We start from the raw sequence: 239 nt of genomic DNA, 5'->3' as shown, positions 1-239 counted from the left end.
GACGCCTATGACAAGATTAGGGCTGGCGCCAGCTTAGTTGAAGTATATACAGGACTGATCTATGAAGGACCCGGCATTCTCACTTCGATTAATAAGGGCCTCCAGGATTTACTCCAAATAGATGGATTTACTCATATTTCCCAAGCAATCGGTGCAGATCACAACTGACTTCATTCAGAATGGAGGATAAATCGATGGATGGACGAGATTGGAAGAAATTTCTCCTGCCGTACGAACAA

1 pseudogene is annotated in these 239 nt (G+C 43.9%); it reads left to right on the top strand.

Going from position 1 to position 239, the window contains the following annotated elements:
• Nucleotides 1-168 (top strand): annotated as a pseudogene (locus KVT11_RS20525) (quinone-dependent dihydroorotate dehydrogenase); the annotation flags it as partial.
• Between the last annotated feature and the right edge of the window lie 71 nt (nucleotides 169-239).

Origin of the sequence: Bacillus sp. GbtcB10, assembly GCF_019091365.1 — a bacterium.
GTDB lineage: Bacteria > Bacillota > Bacilli > Bacillales > Bacillaceae > Bacillus > Bacillus altitudinis.
The sequence above is the reverse complement of the archived record's forward strand: the minus strand, read 5'-3'. Positions and strand labels throughout refer to the sequence as shown.